Origin of the sequence: Mesorhizobium sp. LNHC229A00 (assembly GCF_000502415.1) — a bacterium.
Taxonomy (GTDB): Bacteria; Pseudomonadota; Alphaproteobacteria; order Rhizobiales; family Rhizobiaceae; genus Mesorhizobium.
In genome coordinates, this window is the sequence record NZ_AYWQ01000070.1 from 1 (window position 1) to 1,500 (window position 1,500).

1 protein-coding gene is annotated in these 1,500 nt (G+C 56.2%); it reads right to left on the minus strand.

Features of this window, described 5'->3' with window-relative positions:
* Nucleotides 1-855, minus strand: an 855-nt coding sequence (locus X742_RS140560) for a caspase family protein (RefSeq protein WP_198019288.1), incomplete at its 3' end; no start/stop codon positions are given.
* Nucleotides 856-1,500: the final 645 nt, after the last annotated feature.

The window sequence follows — 1,500 nt, forward strand, 5'->3', positions numbered from 1 at the left end:
GGGCTCAGCGGCAACCGCCTTCTCGCAAGCCGGTATGGCGATCTGCGGATCGAGATTGGCATAATCCACACTTGGGCCGACGCGCTCCGGGTCAGAAGGATGCCCCGCCGCCAGATCGCAGGCGTTCGGAGCGACAGCGACAGGCTTATCCTCATCCGGGTAGAGGATGACGCTCTGCTGCAATGCCGTGGTATCCCAAGGGATCTGAGTTCCGCCACTTGAGACCACCACGCGGGCCCGGGCCATCTTGAGGATCACGTCCAAACCCTTCCCGCGCGCTTTGAATGCGTTGGCAAGCGCCCCGGCATAGTTCCCGCTCTTCGTACCCACTGAACCGGGCGCGGCGGAAAACGCCAGCAGAGTGCCGGACGGCAGGTTCGTTACGCGCGCGAGCCCATCGCTAATCGCATCTGCGTTTGTAATTTTGCCGCTCCTAAAAGGGTTTTTCTCAGCCGCATCGACGATCACGATCGTTGAAGCGGAAGGTCTCCCGCCCAACTCGTTGAGCAATTGTTCCAAAGGGACGCCGGCAGTCAGCAAATCATCCGCACCCGCCAGTTTCAGGTCTATCGGCGCGAGGTAATTCTTCTGGTCGAGCTGCAAAGCGTGACCAGCAAAATAGACCAGCAACGTCGTGCCCTGGCCAAGCCGACCTTTCGTCGCGGAGATCGCCTGTGCAATGTCCGCCTTCGTGGCATCGGATACCGTCTCGACCTCGAAACCGATCACCTTCAAAGCATCGCTAATTGTCCTGGCATCACTCGCTGCATCCTTGTCCGCAGGGAGTGAGGAATAGCTTGCATTGCCAATGACAAGCGCTACGCTTTTACCTTGTTGTGCATAGGAAAGCGGCATTGGTACAGCCGCAAACAGGCACGCGCCTACTAGAAGGAACNGCATTGGTACAGCCGCAGACAGGCACGCGCCTACTAGAAGGAACCGGAATGGCCGGCAGAACGCCGCCATCGCGGGACCAATCCTGATAGAAAACGTACCCACCGACAACAATGGCAAACCATTCAGCGGCCGTCCATTTGCCTCAATAAGCCGAGCTGTTGCCATGTTCGGAGCCGCGCGTCTGAGCCGTCTTGCCCGCTACCTTGTAGCAGCGACCGTTTAGAGCTTCAAAACCAGAATCGCAAACGACTGGCTTTCCAGCAGAGGTCTGGCAGCCACTTAGCATAATCGAGGTGGAAACAAGTGCTGCGGCCGACGCGAGCTTAGCTATCAAGAATTTAGCCATTGATACGGCTTCCCATCTCGATCTGGAGGGAGCGCTTCACACGCTGCGAAACGCTCATCTATGACAGAAGACCGTATATTATGTCCGCAGTCAAGCCAGAAGCACATTCCTTGAACCTTGCCAGCGCGCGCTTTTGTCCATCGTAACCATCCAAGGACAAGAATAATTCTGAAGCAATTTACAGATCAGCCAAATTCGTCAAGATGATTTGGATGCTCGAATCAATGCAAGCGGAGCGAATTCCGAGATGATGTTTC